Annotated in this window: 17 protein-coding genes; 10 read left to right on the forward strand and 7 right to left on the reverse strand. The window is 53.0% G+C overall.

What is annotated here, in order from left to right; all coding sequences use genetic code 11:
- Nucleotides 1-235: 235 nt before the first annotated feature.
- From creB to mscL, 3 genes are read left to right on the forward strand one after another with little or no spacing between them, the layout of a single operon-like run.
- Nucleotides 236-943, forward strand: coding sequence for a two-component system response regulator CreB (gene creB / locus JIN85_RS12750; RefSeq protein ID WP_200271284.1), 708 nt, complete (start codon nucleotides 236-238; stop codon nucleotides 941-943).
- Between the two features lie 18 nt (nucleotides 944-961).
- On the forward strand, nucleotides 962-2,398 hold the full coding sequence (gene creC, locus JIN85_RS12755; RefSeq protein ID WP_200271287.1) for a two-component system sensor histidine kinase CreC: 1,437 nt from the start codon (nucleotides 962-964) through the stop codon (nucleotides 2,396-2,398).
- Between the two features lie 58 nt (nucleotides 2,399-2,456).
- Nucleotides 2,457-2,894 (forward strand): large conductance mechanosensitive channel protein MscL, encoded by a 438-nt coding sequence (mscL, locus tag JIN85_RS12760; protein WP_200271290.1) that lies wholly within the window; start codon nucleotides 2,457-2,459, stop codon nucleotides 2,892-2,894.
- A gap of 71 nt (nucleotides 2,895-2,965) precedes the next feature.
- Here the strand turns inward: mscL and azu are convergent, their stop codons facing one another.
- Entirely contained in the window at nucleotides 2,966-3,418 is a 453-nt protein-coding gene (gene azu / locus JIN85_RS12765) for an azurin (RefSeq protein ID WP_200271294.1), read from the reverse strand.
- Between the two features lie 275 nt (nucleotides 3,419-3,693).
- On the opposite strand from azu, the gene JIN85_RS12770 reads away from it, so the two are divergent.
- On the forward strand, nucleotides 3,694-4,041 hold the full coding sequence (locus tag JIN85_RS12770; protein ID WP_200271297.1) for a P-II family nitrogen regulator: 348 nt from the start codon (nucleotides 3,694-3,696) through the stop codon (nucleotides 4,039-4,041).
- 103 nt (nucleotides 4,042-4,144) lie between these two features.
- Nucleotides 4,145-4,567: a hypothetical protein gene (locus JIN85_RS12775; RefSeq protein WP_200271300.1), complete on the forward strand. Its 423-nt coding sequence runs from the start codon at nucleotides 4,145-4,147 to the stop codon at nucleotides 4,565-4,567.
- A gap of 10 nt (nucleotides 4,568-4,577) precedes the next feature.
- On the opposite strand, the gene JIN85_RS12780 is transcribed toward JIN85_RS12775, so the two are convergent.
- The 4 genes from JIN85_RS12780 to JIN85_RS12795 form a co-directional block, all read right to left on the reverse strand.
- Nucleotides 4,578-6,089 carry an NAD(P)H-hydrate dehydratase gene (locus JIN85_RS12780; protein ID WP_200271303.1) on the reverse strand — a complete coding sequence of 504 codons (1,512 nt, stop codon included), beginning with the start codon at nucleotides 6,087-6,089 and terminating at the stop codon, nucleotides 4,578-4,580.
- Between the two features lie 34 nt (nucleotides 6,090-6,123).
- Nucleotides 6,124-6,726 (reverse strand): N-acetylmuramoyl-L-alanine amidase family protein, encoded by a 603-nt coding sequence (locus tag JIN85_RS12785; RefSeq protein WP_200271306.1) that lies wholly within the window; start codon nucleotides 6,724-6,726, stop codon nucleotides 6,124-6,126.
- Between the two features lie 94 nt (nucleotides 6,727-6,820).
- A complete protein-coding gene (locus JIN85_RS12790) occupies nucleotides 6,821-7,696 on the reverse strand; it encodes a hypothetical protein (RefSeq protein ID WP_200271309.1) in 876 nt (291 codons plus the stop codon).
- A 69-nt stretch (nucleotides 7,697-7,765) separates the two neighbouring features.
- Nucleotides 7,766-8,857, reverse strand: a complete 1,092-nt coding sequence (locus JIN85_RS12795) for a phosphate acyltransferase (RefSeq protein ID WP_200271311.1) — start codon at nucleotides 8,855-8,857, stop codon at nucleotides 7,766-7,768.
- Between the two features lie 99 nt (nucleotides 8,858-8,956).
- On the opposite strand from JIN85_RS12795, the gene JIN85_RS12800 reads away from it, so the two are divergent.
- On the forward strand, nucleotides 8,957-9,751 hold the full coding sequence (locus tag JIN85_RS12800) for a histidinol-phosphatase HisJ family protein (protein ID WP_200271315.1): 795 nt from the start codon (nucleotides 8,957-8,959) through the stop codon (nucleotides 9,749-9,751).
- Between the two features lie 85 nt (nucleotides 9,752-9,836).
- Here the strand turns inward: JIN85_RS12800 and JIN85_RS12805 are convergent, their stop codons facing one another.
- Nucleotides 9,837-10,544: a TorF family putative porin gene (locus tag JIN85_RS12805; RefSeq protein WP_200271318.1), complete on the reverse strand. Its 708-nt coding sequence runs from the start codon at nucleotides 10,542-10,544 to the stop codon at nucleotides 9,837-9,839.
- 709 nt (nucleotides 10,545-11,253) lie between these two features.
- Between JIN85_RS12805 and JIN85_RS12810 the strand changes: the two genes are divergently transcribed.
- The 4 genes from JIN85_RS12810 to JIN85_RS12825 all read left to right on the forward strand — a co-directional run bounded on the left by JIN85_RS12810 (nucleotide 11,254) and on the right by JIN85_RS12825 (nucleotide 14,915).
- A complete protein-coding gene (locus JIN85_RS12810) occupies nucleotides 11,254-12,618 on the forward strand; it encodes an ammonium transporter (RefSeq protein ID WP_234047410.1) in 1,365 nt (454 codons plus the stop codon).
- Nucleotides 12,619-12,724: 106 nt separating this feature from the next.
- Nucleotides 12,725-13,171, forward strand: a complete 447-nt coding sequence (locus tag JIN85_RS12815; RefSeq protein ID WP_200271320.1) for a hypothetical protein — start codon at nucleotides 12,725-12,727, stop codon at nucleotides 13,169-13,171.
- 2 nt (nucleotides 13,172-13,173) lie between these two features.
- Nucleotides 13,174-13,920 carry a type III pantothenate kinase gene (locus JIN85_RS12820; RefSeq protein ID WP_200271322.1) on the forward strand — a complete coding sequence of 249 codons (747 nt, stop codon included), beginning with the start codon at nucleotides 13,174-13,176 and terminating at the stop codon, nucleotides 13,918-13,920.
- Between the two features lie 44 nt (nucleotides 13,921-13,964).
- A complete protein-coding gene (locus tag JIN85_RS12825) occupies nucleotides 13,965-14,915 on the forward strand; it encodes an ROK family protein (protein WP_200271324.1) in 951 nt (316 codons plus the stop codon).
- Nucleotides 14,916-14,925: 10 nt separating this feature from the next.
- Here JIN85_RS12825 and JIN85_RS12830 read toward each other — a convergent pair whose 3' ends face one another.
- On the reverse strand, nucleotides 14,926-17,691 hold the full coding sequence (locus tag JIN85_RS12830; protein WP_200271326.1) for a phosphoenolpyruvate carboxylase: 2,766 nt from the start codon (nucleotides 17,689-17,691) through the stop codon (nucleotides 14,926-14,928).
- Nucleotides 17,692-17,766: the final 75 nt, after the last annotated feature.

Consider the following 17,766-nt stretch of genomic DNA (forward strand, 5'->3'; position numbering starts at 1 on the left):
AGCGCCGATGGTAGTGGGACGATAGGTCCTGTGAGAGTAGGTCGTCGCCAGGTAAAAGCCCGGCTCCAAAGCAATTTGGAGCCGGGCTCCTTTTTTATATGCAAGAGGCAAAACGCAGTGCTCTTCGGAGAAAGTCCCTGTGGCGCTTTCAAGTTGCGCACTCTTCATGGGTTCGTTTACGTGATTTTCTTCGAATCTTCATTGGCATTTCAAATCGAACAGATGGAATCGATTCATGCCACATATCCTCCTCGTCGAAGATGAGCCTGCGATCGCAGACACGTTGCTGTATGCACTTGGCACAGATTGTTTTGAGGTCACCCACGCATTGACAGGGGCGGATGCCATAGCTGCTTTTAAAGAAATATCCTTCGATTTTGTGATTTTGGATATTGGTTTGCCGGATATGACAGGGCTGGATGTGTGTCGTAGGCTGCGCAAAGTCACCCACGTTCCGATTTTATTTCTCACAGCCCGAAGTGGCGAGGTTGACCGGATTCTTGGACTTGAATTAGGAGGGGATGATTATGTTACGAAGCCATTCTCTCCTCGTGAAGTGGTGGCCCGTGTGCGAGCAATTCTCAGGCGCTCACCTGAGCTTCGGGACGAGGAGTCACCGAGTGAATCAGTGAATGAATTGGGATTGGCTTCTTCATTTTTCCATCATGACGATTCTTCCATGCGGGTTCACTGTCATGGTATTGCATTGGATTTAACGGCACATGAATACAAACTATTACTCGTATTAATCAAACAGCCTGGGCGGGTTTTCACGCGTGAACAATTGCTCGATAAAGCGTGGGCGGATCCGGGTGCTGTTACGGATCGGACCGTCGACGCGCATATTAAATCCATTCGAGCAAAATTGCGTGAGGTGCGTTTAGGCGCGGAAGATTGCATTCAAACGCGGCGAGGTTTGGGCTATCTTTTTGATATTGGTTAAACATAAGCCATTGATATTTTGAGATTCACCCGCGTTACACTGTTCTTCATCGCATTCATTATCACGCTTGGATTTTACCAGCTGACCCGAAATTTTTTATCAGAGGTTGAACCTCAAACATTCCAGGCAACCGAAGAGGTGTTGGTAGATACTGCCCAAGTTCTCGCGGAATTGGTGGAGGATGAAATCACCAATGGTGACGAACAAACCCGTGGTTTGAGAGCTGCGTTCGAGGGGGCTCGTGGCAACGAGTTTCAAGCTAGAATTTTTGGCCATTTGAAAACTCGAGTCGGTATCCAAGCTTATTTGACGGATGCGAAAGGAGTTGTGATCTACGACTCAGAACATGGGAAGCGCGTGGGACAGGATCTTTCGAATATGAGAGATGTTCATCGAACGCTCAAAGGAGAATATGGCGCGCGGAGCAGCCGGGACGATGAAGCGGATTCGACGAGTTCCATTTTATATGTGGCTGCCCCGGTGGGCCCACCGGATCATCCTCTCGGAGTTTTGACGGTTTATAAACCACAGGCGGATGTATTGCCCCTGATCAAGGAGAGGCAGCGCATCATTTACACAGCTTGCGGCATGATTGGTGGAGGGATTTTATTTCTGATAGGGGCGGTCTTTCTTTGGCTGTTCCACCCGATTGGAAAAATTACGGAATATGCCAAAGCGATCGAAAGGGGCGAGCGGCCTCCCAAGCCAAGGATTGGGATCGGCAAAGAGGTCAACACATTGGCTCATGCCTTGGATTCGATGCGCGATGCTTTGGAAGGGCGACAATATGCGGTTCGGTATATCCAGACGCTGACTCATGAAATGAAGAGTCCCTTGGCTGCGATCCGTGGCGCTGCGGAACTTCTGGATGAGGATATGCCTGAATCGGACCGGCACCGGTTCCTCGAAAACATTCGCGCCGAGACGTCTCGCGCAGAGCGATTGATCAATCGCTTACTGGAGCTTTCAGCGATCGAAGGGATGAAAAGCCTGGAGAAAAGTGAAGAACTTGAATTTGGACAAATCGTGGAAAAGGCCATCGATCAGGCAAAGCCTTTAGCCGACGTTGCAGGCGTGAAAATCGTTCGGCCGCAGAATAAGATGAAGCTGCGTTTGGTGGGTGATGCTTTCATTTTGAGAGCTGCAGTTACCAACTTGCTTGAGAATGCCATCGATTTTTCACCACATGGTGGGACAGTTCATGTCTCGCTGGAGTTGGTGGATGAGCGCATCGTTTTGAATATCCATGACGAAGGTCCAGGATTCCCAGATTATGCGAAAGAGCGGATGTTCGAACGGTTTTACTCGCTCAGGCATCACGCCTCGGGACGCAAGGGAACTGGGTTGGGACTGACCTTGGTAAAGGAAACGGCAGAGCTCCATGGTGGTTCGATCACCTTGAGCGCACAGCCCGGGCGCGGGACGGTGGCATGCTTGCGATTGCGGGCGATTTGAGGATCAGGCTTTGCAATTCCGTGCTAAACCTGTTCAACTAGAGGCATTCAAAGGTGTTATGTTGGAAGAATTCAAAAAATTTGCTCTAAAAGGAAACTTGGTCGATATGGGTGTGGCATTCGTCATGGGTGCGGCATTTACCAAACTGTCGACCGCCTTCATCAATGACTTCATCATGCCGATTGTGGGGTGGGTGACTCCCGGGAAACTCGATTTTTCCAACAATTACTTCATCCTCAAGAACAGTGCTTCCGTGCCGAAGGGAACTCCTTTGGCTGAAGCGCAGAAACTAGCTCCTGTTTTCGCTTACGGGGACTTCATTTCAATACTACTGAATTTTTTGATCGTGGCATTTGTGATGTTCATGATCGTTAAGACGATTAATAAGGCTAAATCGCTACACGAAAAACCTGCCGAACCATCAGCCTCACCCAAGCCATCTAATGAAGAAGTTATTCTGAGTGAAATTCGGGACCTGTTGAAAAATAAAAATTGATTGATTTGTAAAAAATAAGGCCGCTCGACTCAGTCGGGCGGCCTTATTTATTGAATAGTTAATCTGTGAAATTATGGCTTTGGTTTCACGGTCAGGACTCCTTGCATGAGCGAAAAGTGACCAGGGAATGTGCAGATATACGGATATTCACCCGGCTCAGGAGCGGTGAAAGTAACTGTTGAAGAGTCGCCGCCGCCAACTAGTTCAGTGTGAGCTACGATTTTAGCTTTGCTGTCTTCGTCTTGTGGAATGTAGCCAGTGTCCTTGGCTGGAACGCACGCAGTTGCAAATTTTGGAATGTCGGTGCCGGGTTTCAGAATGACAACATTGTGTCCCATGGCAGCGATTGGCAATTTGCCGATGTGCTTGAAAGTCAGGGTCACTTTTTGACCGGTCACAACTTCCAAGGTCTTGGTGTTGTACTGCATCATGTCGTTTCCGGTCAGTTCCAGTTTCGCTTCGTCTTGTGCAAGAGCGAAGGGAGCGGCGATGACTGCGGCTAGGATCAGGCAAAGTTTCTTCATAGGTGTTCGGTGATTAAGATGATCTATCGTAGAGCCAGCTTGCTAGGCCTGCAACTCAAACGACGCCTTTTATACCGGGTTTTCTCTGCGGGTTTCTCAAAAAATTTGCACCAATCTGCGGGTAGCTGAGGGGAGTTGAAATGCGCCCTCTGAGTGATTTTTTACACTAGTCAAATTCAATTATTGAGGTAGCTTTTGCGGTACAGATACTAGGTGAAACTCGAAGATATTGGCACGTCCTTTGCTTTCCTATCGCCTACCAATCCGCCCATATCATGAAAAAAATCGAAGCAATCATAAAGCCATTCAAGCTAGAGGAAGTGAAGGAGGCCCTGGCTGAAGTGGGTGTCCAAGGGATGACCGTAACCGAAGTCAAAGGCTTCGGTCGCCAAAAAGGACACACTGAAATTTATCGTGGTTCCGAATATACTGTCGATTTCCTACCTAAAGTTAAGATAGAAATCGTAGTAGATGAAGCCCAAGCCGAAGGCGTCGCAGCAGCTATTGTTAAGAGCGCGAACACAGGTAAAATCGGTGATGGTAAAGTATTCATCTCTACCATCGAAGAAGCAATTCGCATCCGGACCGGAGAAACCGGCTCTTCTGCAGTCGCTGTAAACTGATCTCCTAACTGCGGTGAAATGCCGCATACTCCCACGAAACCGTCGGCTTCCTGAAGGGCCGTCGGTTTTTGTTTTTGATGTGGTTTCGATCTAAGGTTAATGGATGTCAGTGACCGAAACGGAGCCAATCAACCTGTGGTTTTTTCTGCCAGCCAGCGATCCCCTCGGGCGGGATGAGGTCGCTGGCAAATTGCGTTTCATGGCTGAAAAAGTGGAACTGCATTGGCGGCGGAAAGGGAATGTATTCCGTAGCGATGACGAGGTGATGACTAAAATCGATCTTCCTTACGGAGAGATTGAGCATGTCGAGCTGGTCAAAAAGTGGTGGAAGATTCGAAAAATCGTTCTCCGCGTCGGTGATCCCACCTTGGTGGCGGAAATTCCAGGTGTTTCCATGGGAAAACTGGAACTGCATCTGGACCAACGATCCACCTTGGAAGCCAAAAGGCTTGTATCGTTTATTGATTTCAGACGATCCATTTTTCTTCTGGATGAACAAACCAAGTTGCTAACCGGCTTGAGCTAAATGGCTTAGCTTACCGCGTGGCGCGGCGCCAATCTTTGAATGCGCTGCCCAGGTGGATGGCGATGTCGGACGCCGTCAAGGATTCAACCGATTCGTGATCATGATGAACTGCAATTTCCGCGGCACGGCCACATACCCATGCTGCCACTGTGGCAGCATCGAGCGGAGGTTCGCCCCTTGCTAGCAACGCGCCGATCACACCAGCGAGAAAATCTCCCTGCCCCCCGCTGGCCATACCAGGGTTTCCGGTGGAATTCACCCGGATGGAGCGGCTGGCTTTAGAGCCAATTAAGGTTCTCGCGCCTTTCAGAAGTAAAACAGGCTCATGTTTTTTGGTAAACTGACTTACCGCTTGTTCGCGTGGAAGTTCGCTCATTTCTGGAGCGAGTCTTTTGAATTCTCCGGGGTGGGGGGTGATCACATGATGCTCAGGCAAGAGCTCTAATCGTCCTGCTGTCGAGATGGCATTCAAGGCATCCGCATCGATCACGGTTGGAATTGGCGATTTTTCAATCAGCTTGAAGAGTTGCTGCTGACGCTCCTGATTCATTTCTCCGAGGCCACATCCCAGTACTAAGGCATCGTACCGCACCTTGAGAATCGAAGCTGGGTCTTCCGTGGGGATGACCATGATTTCAGGCGGACATTTCTTGGAAATCGCGTCGGCAGCATCGGGCGGCGCGTGAATCGTGATCAGCCCGGCTCCACCACGAAGCGCTCCGGTTGCGGACAGCACGGCAGCACCCGTAAAATGAGAAGATCCCACATAAAGTCCGACGCGACCGGATGTCCCTTTATGAGATTCGAAATTTCTCGGAGATTTGGCGATCTGAAGACTCTGTGGGCAAATAAGTTCGAGCTCATCGGCTGCTTGATCTGCACTGAGTGGATCGACGCGGACGAGTCCGAGAGCTCCTGTCGCCTCTCCGGCACAGGCCTTGAGTAAGCCGATTTTCGTCGCTCCAATCATGAGCGTTAGGTCGGCGATCACCGAGGTTTCGGAAATTTTTCCATCATCCGGATCTGTTCCTGAGGGCAGATCGATCGCAATGGTCGTACATCCGCGTCTCTGGCGGAGTTCATTCATTTCAGCCGCGAAACTTGCGAGTGGTTCCCTTAAAGCTCCCTTTGCGCCGATTCCAACCAGGCCATCCAACAAAAAGACGGGGTAGGGGAGATTTTGGAGGTCTGGTGGAGTCGCTAATACTGAATCTTGCGATTCCGTTTCATAGGCATCCCATTTGCTAGCTGTAAGTATGGCACAGCTGGCTTTGGGGAATGCCGCACGGATGTAGGTTTGCCAACCGAACTGATCGCGGAGAATTTTGAGGGCAATGAGCGTATCCCCGGCGTTGTGCCCCTTTCCAAGATAGCCAATTGCTGTTCCAGGAATCGGAAATTGGCGGGCGATTGCGATCGCAAGGCTCTGACCGGCCTTGTCCATCAACGTTTCTTCAGTCCAGCCCTTTTGGATGGCCTGCGATTCGAGCTCCCGCATTTCTGCGACGGAAAGCGAGGCCATGGGGTAAAAACGATTCGGTGTTGGACCGTTAAAATCAGCCTTCGTTGCGGAAGCGCTGGATGCCTTCGGCAATGCCTTTGGCCAGTGTATCTCTATACCAGGCGGACTTCATGCGATCCCGCTCCGTCTGGTTGCTCACAAATCCGCATTCTGCAAGAACGGCAGGGATTTCCGTATGCCGGATGACGTAGAAACGGGCGTATTTTGCGCCGCGATCAATACAGTGCACTCGATTGATCATCCCTTGTTGAACAAACTGGGCGAGCTTTTGGCTGTCGGAGCGATTGTAGAAAGTCTCCAAACCACTGACCTGTTGCTTCCAGGTGTAATTGTAATGAATGCTGACGAAAATCGCGTTGCGGTAGCGGTTGGCGATCGTTACCCGCTGCGGAAGGGAAATGAAATAATCACTCCGGCGTGTGACGAATGTATTGAAGCCCATTTTTTTCAAATGAGCCTCAAGTCGGAGTGCTGTATCCAGTGCCAGATGTTTTTCATACACGCGGCCCCATTGTCCGCCTTTATCATGACCGCCGTGACCCGGATCGATCACCACGGTTCGGAAACTTTTGGCTTGGGCGACGGAAGCGAAAGCGCACGCACCCAGCAATGTGATAGTCCGAAGGAGTGTTCTCATAACGATGAAATGGAAAAATCGTTAGGATCTATCTATTTTTTTTAAAAAAAGTAAAGAGATTATTTAAGCAATCCGGAATATTTAGGTTTGCAATTCATTGGTAAATGAATGAAGGGCGATCCGAGGCTTTATGAATCTTGGATTTGGCCTCAGCAACCGCGACTGGGTCATATGGGGTGCTATTCGCGACACTCACGACACCATCGGGCGAGGTGTAGAGTGAGGGGTCACCTTGGGCACTGCGGTTGTGGTATTTACGATCAACGATTTGGCCATCCGAATTGATGATGCAGTGATCCCAGATAGAGGCATTCTCGAGATAGAGGACGTGCAGTTGGAGATTTCGATCCACTGAGATCTGGGGTTTGCGCACGCTGAGAATCTCACCGAGGGGGAAGGTTCGCATCGGAATGCCGGTTTTGCCGTCAACGACTTGAACGTAGATCATCTGGTGGTTTTTAGGGGTGAAGCTCATCACGCGATACTCCCTGGTTTCATTTGGTTTTCCCGGAACCCCGACTTTGACTGGGGTGATGTAGGGGCGGCCTGGGCTGAGGTTGAAAATTCTGCGATTGCTGGGGACTTCGCTTTCTTCGTTACCAGGCATCCGGACGATGGCCGTTACTGAGTAGTTCCCCTGTTGCGAAAGGTAGTAGAAACTCGAAAGGGAAAATTTGCGGGCCATCGTTTGGCCGACAGGGATGGTCATGGCGCCGAAAGCTGGCTTTTGTGGCGATACCACAAGGGAACCGTCCCCTTTCTTGACGATGAAATCGATCCAGGGCAGCCGGGTGGATCCAGAAAAATTCAATTCTCGGCCGGAATTGTTGGTGATGGCTACCTGCGCAATGACCGGTTCACCGGTAAGATATTGTGTGCTGGTCAAATCCAAGCGCACGCTGATCTGTGCCTTGGCCAGACCAACGATAGCGATGAATATAGCGAGGTTGCGGAGAATGCGAAGAGTCATCAGGCTGAAGGCCTACCGAACTCTTGGCGAGACGTCAATGCAACCGACCGAAAGATGGAAAAAAGATCATCATTCGTGGCCTTCCGGTAAGGCGTGGCCTTCCGGATAGAGCTGATGGTACTTGATCGCTTCCACGGCAACGGCCGCAGCGGTTCCGAAAATGGTTTCCGGGCTCGCAGTGCGTGGGATTTGTGCCGCGGGGCGGGCCAAGCCGAGAATGAGTTGGCCATAGTTTTGAGCTCCGGCGACATGCTGCAGCAGTTTGAGGGAAATGTGGGCGGCATCCAAATTTGGGAAAACGAGCACATCTGCGCTGGTCCGGGTCTCGGCGCCCGCCAGTTTGGTTTCGGCAGCAGCCGGATCGAGTGCCACGTCTGCTTGGATTTCGCCTTCGATTTCGATGTCGAGGAATTGCTTGAGCGCCTCTTCCCGTGCCAGCGAGGTTGCCGCTTGGACTCGCTTTGCATCTGGAGTTCCGGCTGAGCCGAGTGTGGAGTGGCTCAGCATGGCAACTTTGACCGTGCGGCCCAGGAAGTGGTGAGCCAGTTTGCCGGTTTCCAGTGCGATGCTTGCCAGTTCTTGCACCGTCGGATTCGGGATCATCGCGGTGTCAGCGAGGAACAAAATGTTTTCGTGTCCGAAGTGCTGCAGATGACGCGCCATCAGCATGGTGGTTCCGAAGATTTTCGGAACATGCGCCAGCGGCTTGATGGTATTGAGCAGGGCGCGGAAAAATGATGCAGGAAGCGCAATGTTGCCTCCAACGATGGCGTCAGCCTGGCCGTATTGGGTCATGAGGGCACCGAAATAATGTGGCCGAGAAACGAGCTCGGCGGCATTTTTGATCGGATTGCCTCGATAGCGGGCAACATTTTCCACGCGTTTGCAGAACAGCTCGAAGTCGGTCGCCTTGGGCGGATCGATCGTGTGAATGAATTTCATCGAGATCGAATTCTCTTCGGCGATGGAGCGGATGCGTTCGCGATTGCCCAGCAGGATCGGCGCAACGGCCTCCAGTTGAACCAGCCTTGCAGCGGCTTGTAGGACGCGGACGTCTTCTCCTTCGGTGAAAACCACCCGTTTCGGATGGCGCCTGAGTTGTTCGATCAAATGCTGGGTGACTCGGTTGCCACTGCTCGATTCTGGTGTGTTTGAGGACATGGAAATGGTTCAGGGAAATGGGCCCGGCGCTTGCTTCGCGCGCACAATCTATTATGGGTCGCTTGCGTCGTTCAATCGGATTCATCCCTAAACCACATCGTGCCTGCTGATTATCACACCCACACCCCCCTTTGCCGCCATGCGGAGGGCGAACCCGAGGCTTATATAGACGCTGCGATCGCAGCCGGACTGACTGAATACGGCATTTCCGACCACGCGCCGATGCTGCCAGAGCCATTTGATGACTGGAGAATGTTCGAAGCCGAGCTCCCGGAATATTACAATTGGATCGAGCGCGCGAGGGCGAGAGCGGTCGGCCGACTTGAAGTCAGGGCTGGCTTGGAGTGCGACTGGTTGCCCGGATGCGAAAAATGGATCCAAAATCTCAGCGAGCGTTACGCGTGGGATTACCTCATTGGATCTGTCCACTATCTCGGAGGCTGGGATTTCGATAACCCGAAATGGCTGGGACGCTGGGCCGAAAGTGATGTGGAGCATGTTTGGGCCGAATATTGGAAAAGTTATGCCGCCATGGCGGAAAGCGGGAGCTTCGATATTTTAGGCCATCCGGATTTGGTCAAAAAGTTCGCTTACCGACCCACCGGCGATCTGGATCGCTTTTATGAACCTGTGATCGATGCGATCGCGACATCAGGCGCGGTGATTGAGCTTAATACCGCAGGTTGGCACAAACCATGTGAGGAGGCTTATCCGGCTCCGAGATTCTTGGAGCTGGCACGATCCGCAGGAATCGGATTGGTGATTTCTTCAGACGCGCATACGCCGGGCGATGTGGCGCGTGATTTTCCTGCCGCCATTCAATTGGCCAAAGCTGCCGGTTATACCGAAACCGTCTTATTCCATCAGCGGCGTCGACGCGTTGAGTCCCTTTGATTTGCTCTGGCCCGATACGCGCAAAAAAAGGGTGATCGCATGAGCGACCACCCTTTAAATTAGTTCAGACGAAAGTCTGCGTGGATCAGAAATCGACGCTGACCATCATGCCGCCAACCAATTGGTTTTTGGCACCGCTGTTGAGCGTGTAGTCCTTATCGCTGAGCGAGATCGAAGCAGCGATGAATGGTGAAATGGTGGCGGACTCAGCGAACTTGTAGTCCAGAGCGACTTTGGTGGTCACGTGAGCGAAATCATTTGGCTCAACATAGTAACCAAGGGCGCTGGAGACGTTCAAAGTAAGGCAGCTGGTAAGATCAAAGCCTTTGGAAAGGGCAAACTCGGAGTAGCCGTCGTTGTCGGTTTCCACATCCAGGAAGTAGGAAAGAGACGCTTCCACAAAACCGAAGTCGTGGGAAAGAGCGAACACCACTTCTTGAGCATCATCGATATCATCGTAGTTATAATACCAAATGTAACCGACCGATGCGGTCACGAAGTCGAAATCCTTGGCAACGCTGCCGTAGAGATCGAGCTCGTTGAGGTGATCGCCGCCCATAGGAGCGTCGAACGAAGCTTGCCAGAAACCAGCGCTCAAATCGAGGCCATACATTTCTGTGGAAACATCACCGCCAACCTCAGTGAGGTCTTGGCCGAGGTTAAGACCGCGGAAGAGGTACTCGCTGGTGTATCCGGCGTGGAGGTTGTAATCAAGGTCGATCGCCGAAGCACTTCCTGCGGCAAGTCCGGAGGCAGCTGCCAAGGCAACGATGGTTTTACTATAATTGCGCATCTGTTTGTTTGGTTGTCGATTGCAGATGTTGTCTTAACAAATTCGGGTTAGGATGTTGTTACAGACAACGGGAGACGACTCCTATGTAGCACTCTGGGTGCCGGAGCAGCGCCTAAATGTAGATATTTCACATTTCCTAAGCTTCTGTCCAGATCCTTTTGGGCTTTTAGGTGTCTTCTAGTCGGAGGGTTAGATACTTGGTTTAGTGATGGCAAGTGAAATGAGGCGCATTGAGATTTCATGCCATTAGCCAACGATAACTATTCGAGTGAACGTACGTTTCGAACGTGTAGATTTGTTCTGCAAAGTTCGCCTTAACACCAAGAACTTTGTTTTTTTCAAGTAAATTCGAGTAACTGACTAATGAATGTGGATCTTTAACGGGTAATGCACCTGAAATGTGGCAACCGATTGGCTTCAGGCTGGTTGCCAGTGGGGTGAGCAACCTTTTCATACACATAAGCTGTGCCTATTTTTTCATAAAACAGCATTACATTGTAAATTTGCTAAGATTTCAGCTTCCAGGTTGAGCCTAAGGTCGGGAGGTTATTTTGGCACGATCGTTGCTTCCCCCGCAAAGCGCTGGGGGACTTGTAGTTCCCGAATAAATAGCAGCAATACATCCCCACCCCTAACCACAATGATTAGTCGAAAAAAAAATAAACTGCGGACCTTATTGGTCGCGGCAATCGCTTTTGCGGCGATTCCGATGACCGCTCCGCTATACGCGCAGGAGGAAACCGCGCCGCCTACCGAGCAGATGGCTGATACCACGCCAGCGCCTGAAGCACCTGCTCCCGAGGCTGCGGAAGAATCAACGTCTGCAGGCGAAGCCGCGTATAAAGAGTTCATGGCCGGGCCTGAAGGGGCGATGTTTGCTGTGAACAACCTTTGGATCCTGATCGCAGCAGCCTTGGTGTTCATCATGCACTTGGGCTTCTCGGCTGTTGAGTCCGGCATGTGCCAAAAGAAGAACTGCGTGAACATCATGTTCAAGAACGTGTTCATCGTTTGCATCGGTGCACTCACCTACATGCTCTGGGGCTTCAAATCGATGTATCCCGGTGAAGATTGGTTGGTGAATGGGATTTTTGCATTAGGCAAACCTCTCCCGAACTCAATTGCTGACGGTGAGATCGTCGCTAATATGACTTCCGCCTACGCGAACTACACCTATTGGACAGACTTCATCTTCCAAGCGATGTTCGCTGCGACTGCTGCAACCATCGTTTCTGGTGCAGTTGCTGAACGGGTGAAGCTTTCTTCATTCATGATTTACGCAACCATTCTGGTCATGTTCTTTTACCCAATCACGGGCTCCTGGAAATGGGGCTTGGGCTGGCTTGATAAGATGGGCTTCTATGACTTTGCCGGTTCAACATTGGTCCATGCATTCGGCGGTTTTGCTGCGCTCGCTGCGATTCTCGTTCTCGGACCACGCCGTGGTAAATACACCGCTGAAGGTGTGAAGCCAGTGCTTCCTCACAACCTTCCGTTTGCACTTACCGGTGTGTTTGCCCTGTTCATCGGTTGGTTCGGATTCAACGGCGGTTCCGTGCTGAGCGCTGACCCAGCTGGAGTGTCCCGTGTTTTTGTTACCACAGCAATGGCCGGTTTCGCGGGTGGCCTTGGTGCTACCTTCTTCTCTTGGATCGTGATCAAAAAACCAGATCTCTCCATGGGTCTTAACGGAATCCTCGCCGGTTTGGTTGGTATCACCGCCGGTGCTGATGTGCTCGGAACCTGGGTAGCAGTTGCCGTTGGTGCAGTTGCTGGCATTCTGGTCGTGATTGCAGTGCTTGTGTTCGACAAATTGAAAATCGACGATCCTGTCGGTGCCGTTTCCGTTCACGGTGTTTGCGGTGTTTTCGGAACTCTCGCTGTTGCCCTTGATGGGTCACACTCGGTGCTTACCCAGCTGATTGGCACACTCTCTGTTGGTGCTTTCGCCTTCGTGGCTTCCCTTGTCCTGTTCTTGATCCTGAAGGTCACGATCGGTGTCCGGGTTGATGCCCAGGAAGAAGAAGAAGGCTTGGATGTTGCCGAGCACGGTGCACCAGCTTACACCGACTGATTGATTCATCCTCCGATCAATTGAATTGATCCTCACGCGGGCGGTCCATAACGGGGCCGCCCGTTTTCGTTTGCAGTCCGGGCCAACTCCGGTTCCTCTGGCGGCGGTGAAAAGTCCCAGCCGTTTGATCTTTCTTGGCACCTTGGCGATCGGCCTGATCGTCGCGGCGATTCTTTGGTTCATGCCCTACGACTGGAAGGCAGATTCAGCCGCGCGATTCAAAGTCGAGGCCACGCAGATCACTCGCGACCATTCCTATTTTTGGTTGGATGTTCATTTGGTGAAATCCGGTAGCGAGCCCCATGTCAAAGAAAAGCCGGTTTGGCTGCAGGGGAAAGATGGTGAAAAACTCGACTCGGTCGGGGTGACTTTCGGCACGGATAAGGACGGCGAGGTTTCTGAAATCTGGTATAAATTCTGGGTTCCGGAGTCAGCTTTTCATGGCCCGCTGACGTTGCATTTGAATGAAGGAGAATTGACCATTCGGTCGCATGCAGATGTCCCTTCGTTGGAGGAAGGGCAGATCAAAGTTTACCGCACCAAATACTGGTAATCATGTCTTGGCTGTTGATTGATAATTCGAACACCCGCACCAAGTTCGCGCTGGCGGACGAAAGCGGATTGCTGGAGTGGAGAGGTGTTATTGCAACGCCGGACATTTCTCAGGAAACCTTGTTAGAGCTACTCCAAGGGGTGGATTATCATGGGGTGTTGATCGGGTCGGTTGTTCCGCTCAAACGCGACCTCATGGCGGAGTTTTTTCGCGATGCGCATCCGCTCCATCTTCTGGATTACCGCAGTCCGCTCGGGATCGGGATCGATTATCCCAATCCTCAACAGATCGGAGCTGATCGTTTGGCAAATGCGGTGGGAGTCATGGCCCGTCATGGAACACCGGCCGTGGTGATCGATTTTGGAACCGCGGTGACGTTCGATGTGGTATCGGCTGCGCCAGCGTATTTGGGCGGAGTCATTGCTCCTGGTCTTGGCGCGATGTCCGGTTATCTAACCCGAAAAACCGCACTGCTTCCCGAGGTGGATCTGGTCGAGCCGGATACCGCTATTGGCAAGTCCACCGTGCAGGCGATGCAAGCCGGAGCCGTGTTTGGATATCGCGGATTGGTGCGTGGAATCCTTGCTGAAATTCTCAAGGAGCTTCCTGAAAACACCTTCATTGTCGCGACTGGCGGAGACGCGGCACTGATTGCCAAGGGGGTTTCTGAAATCTCAGCCGTGGATCGCGATCTAACATTGGACGGATTGCGCCACGTCGCCTGCAGAGTGTTCTCAGAAAGTCGCTGAAAAGACGTGCCATTCCTTGATGTTTCGCTACGCCTTGGGGAGAAATGAGCGAAACACCACTTGCGATTGGAATCGATTTCGGCGGAACCTCCGTGAAAGCCGGCGTTGTGAAATTGGACACGATCATTGATCATGCTCCACCGATCGCCACCCAAGATTTTACCGAACCTGCAGGACTGATCGAAGCGATCGTCCGCGTCATCGAAGATTTGCGCGCAAGACACCCGGGCATCGTCGCCGTTGGCGTGGGCATGCCTGGATTTGTCGATTTCGAAAACGGCGTGGTTTATAATCTAACAAACGTGCGGGGCTGGGTTAACATTCCCTTGAAAAGCCTTCTGGAGGAAAAGACCGGTTTGCCCGTGGTCGTGGATAACGATGCCAATTGCATGGCGTTTGCGGAATGGAAGCGCGGAGCCGGGCAGGGGACCAAACATCTGGTCTGCATCTCGCTCGGAACAGGCGTCGGTGGCGGCATTATTGCTAACGGCCAGATGGTGCGTGGAGCCTACCATGGTGCTGGTGAAGTCGGGCAAACATCCATCGATTACCAAGGTCGTAGAGGTCACTATGGCAACATGGGCGCTTTGGAAGATTATATTGGCAACAACGAAATCACCGCCACGGCCCATGATACCTACGGTGAATCTGGTACTTCGAAGCCATTGGACGAATGCAGTCCGGCTGCGCTCGCCGCTGCGGCTGCGGAGGGGGATGAGACCGCGAAACAGCTCTGGGACGACATTGGTAAAAAACTAGCCACAGCGGTGATGAACTGCTGCTGGTTGCTCAACCCGGAAGCCGTTGTGATCGGAGGTGGCGTTGCCCGGGCGGGCGCGCTGTTGTTCGAACCACTCAACAAGTATCTGCTCGATCAGCTATCGGGCCCATTCAAGGATCACCTTAAAATTCTACCCGCACGGTTCGGTCACGAAGCCGGAACCGTGGGGGCGGCGGCGATGGCCTTGGAATGGTCCGACCATCACCACAGCTGAACTTTTGTGATCAACCCGTCGTCCGCAGGCCGGAGGCGATGGCGTTGATCGAAAGCAGTAATTTCGGCAACAGCGCGTCGGCAGCGGCGCGCTGATCGTTGGCCACGTGGTTGCGCCATTGCTTCAGCAGGCCGATTTGCTGGTGGTGTAGCACGCGCAGCGGGGCCTCGCGAATGTCCAGAGTCTTGGCCATCCGAGGGCGGCGGTCGCGCATGCTGCCCTCGAACAGCTCCGCCAGCAAGGTGCTGGTTTTTTCGAATTCATCGATGATGCGGCCGAGGAACCGTTCGCGGATTTCAATATTCGCGACCAATTCCGAGTAAGCGCGCATCAGGTCCAAATTGGCCGATGCCAGGTTGGTTTCCACGTTGGTGAGGACGTAGCTGAAGAACGAGGATTTCTCCAAGGCGGCTTTCAGTTCCTGAAAACCAGCGGGATTCTCGGACTTGAGCTTTTCCAGCGCGGTGCCGACGCCGAACCAGCCGGGCAGATAGAATCTCGCCTGGGTCCAGGAGAAGACCCACGGGATGGCTCGCAGATCGCTGATGGAAAATCCTTTTTTGCCGGTCCGGCGTGCTGGACGGGAGCCGATCCGGGAATTTTCCAGCGCGTCGATCGGCGTTGCCTGACGGTAAAATTCGATGAATCCCTCAGTCCGGAGGAACTTTTGATAAGCTTCCTGGCTGGCCGATGCCAAAACGGTCATGAACTTCTGACAAGGATCCGGCTCCGCTTCCATGTGGCGGTGGCGCGCCGTGGTGACTGCGGCTCCTGCGAGAAGCAGCTCCAGATTGAAGGTCGCGTTGGCGAGGTTGGCGTACTTTTGGACGATGGTTTCGCCTTGCTCCGTCATCCGGAAGCCGCCGCTCATCGCACCATGCGGGAGAGAAGCCATGAACCAATGCGTCGGACCCGCTCCGCGGGAAATGGTGCCGCCACGACCGTGGAAGAAGCAGATGCTGACATCGCGCGCCTGGCCCACTGCGGTCAGCGCGTGCTGGGCTCGTTGCAGGGCGAATTGGGCGGCGAGAATTCCGCAATCTTTGTTCGAGTCGGAGTAGCCGAGCATCACCTGTTGGCCCGGTTTTCTGCCGTGTTTGGTCATCGCATTGCGGGAACGGATGGCCAGCGGATGATCCAAAAAGGCCTCCAAAATTCCCGGTGATCGATCCAGATCGTCCATGGTTTCGAAGAGTGGAACCACTTGCAGCGGGCAAACCAAACCTTCCTCGGTGAGATCCATCAGCCCGGCTTCACGCGCGAGCAGATACACGCCAAGAAGGTCGGAAAGCTGGCGGGTCATCGAAATGATCAGCGATCCCAGACCGTCCGATCCCCAGCTTTTCCGATGGCGGACAAATACCCGATAGGTGTCCAGCACATCATTGGCTTCGGGGCCGATGCGTGTGGTCTCGTGCAGGAACGGCCGTGGGGAATCGAGCTCGCGATTGAGAAACTCAAGCCGTTTGGCCTCGTCCCATTCGCTGTAGTTTTCGCCATCCTTCACTCCGGCGGCTGCTAGCAATTGGCTGATCGCCTTGTCGTGGAACTCCGAGTTTTGCCGGAGATCGAGCACGGCCAAATGGAAACCGAAAACCTCGAGCTTGTGACGCAATGGGCGGATCGCCTGCTCTTCGATCAAGCTGCAACCTGCTTCGGCCAGGGTTTCGGAAATCAAATCCAGGTCCGCGGAAAGTTTCGCAGCGCTGTCATAACCGGCTTTGCCGCGGGTTTGTTCTTTCAGGCGGAGCGCCATCAGATCGGCCATTTGCCGCCAAGGCTCCTCGGCATTGCGATCCAGAATTTCGCGCACGTCCTGCTCGGTGGCGACCATGAACGAGAGCTCGTCGATGCGCGCCTGCAGTTCATCCGGGACGGCGGTGAGGTGGCGGGAAAGGGTCAGCTGTTTCGCGAGTTTCCGGAGTTCGCGATGCAATAGCTCGAAGGCCGCGTGGCGCAGGGCTTCGAGTGATTTTTCCGTAACTTCAGGCGTGACCAGCGGGTGGCCGTCGCGGTCACCGCCGATCCATGAACCGAAGGAAAGCCGGGGGATGTTGCCTGCGGAGCGGAGGAGGTCGAGCGGAAGTCCCGCATCGCTCCAGGCATCGGTGAAATGTTCGTCCAGGCGGTTGATCGCGGCAGGGAAGAGGTCGCGCAAGTAGTGAATAGCGTTGCGTAATTCGCTATAAATATCAGGCCGGACCATGTGAATTTCCGCCGTTCTCCAAAGTGTCTCCAAAATGGTGACCACGCGTTGGCGGATGCGCCGACGCTCGCGAGCGGTGTATTTCGGATACTCGTTTCGCACCATTTCATCGTAAAGTGCACGGTGCCTTTCGCGGATGCTAACTCGTTTTGCCTCAGTTGGGTGAGCGGTAAGAACCGGCTCCACTTTGACATCGCGCAGGACTTCGAGGATCTGTTCCGGGTCCAGTCCCAGCGATTGCAGATCCTGGATCGCTTTTGGCCAGAGACCGCGGATCGATTGCGGGCCGAGCACGTTTTCCCGCTCGCGTCGGATATCGGCGGATACCCGTTCTTCGACCATGTTAAGCAATTGGAAACCAATCGAGTATAGTTGAGGGAGGCCTTCCGGGGACGATCCGACACTGGGTTCGCTACCTGACCACGGCATGAATGGTAACAGCTCGGTTTCGCCGGTGCTGGCCAAAGCGTCTTTCAGACAGCCAAGGAGGAATCCAAGGGTTTCGTCGATCAGCTCGAATCCTTCGAGCCGGAGTTGTTCGCGGGTGGGATGGCCGGCAGGGTCAGTCATGTCTGCGACAAGCTAAGCATGAACCGAGCCGAAACGAAAAGGCCGATTCTTCTTCGCGAAATCCCCCTCTCTGGA

Origin of the sequence: Luteolibacter pohnpeiensis, assembly GCF_016595435.1 — a bacterium.
GTDB classification, from domain to species: domain Bacteria; phylum Verrucomicrobiota; class Verrucomicrobiia; order Verrucomicrobiales; family Akkermansiaceae; genus Luteolibacter; species Luteolibacter pohnpeiensis.